The sequence below is a fragment of the Pseudoalteromonas sp. SIMBA_162 genome (assembly GCF_046535955.1).
GTDB classification, from domain to species: domain Bacteria; phylum Pseudomonadota; class Gammaproteobacteria; order Enterobacterales; family Alteromonadaceae; genus Pseudoalteromonas; species Pseudoalteromonas marina.
Genome location: NZ_JAWJBQ010000240.1, coordinates 1 through 288, shown reverse-complemented (window position 1 = coordinate 288; position 288 = coordinate 1). Strand labels below are relative to the sequence as shown.

The 288-nt window shown below is 67.0% G+C and carries 1 protein-coding gene; it reads right to left on the bottom strand.

Translation table 11 applies throughout. The features are described 5' to 3' along the window. Positions 1-246 (bottom strand): hypothetical protein (locus R0J88_RS19510; RefSeq protein ID WP_410900799.1); only part of this gene is annotated, 246 nt, incomplete at its 3' end. Positions 247-288: the final 42 nt, after the last annotated feature.

Genomic DNA, 288 nt, shown 5'->3' with positions numbered 1-288 from the left:
CGTAAATTGCGCCACCAGCGGGGCAAGGCTTGCGCGGTCCTCCGGCAGCTCTGGTTGGCGCAGCAGACGCAGGCGCGGGCGATCAGCGAAGGCCTCCTCCAGTCTGGCGGCCCAGTGTCGTTGCTGTTCTCGCCAGGTCGCGACCCAGTCAGCCTGCGGCTCGTGGGTCGCTGAGAGGGACTTGCCAGCACCTTGCGAGGCGGGCTCCGGCAGGCACTGATTGATGATCAAGCCGCCGACGGCCAAACCATGAGCTTCCAGCGCCTCTCGTGTTCGGGTCGTCTCCAG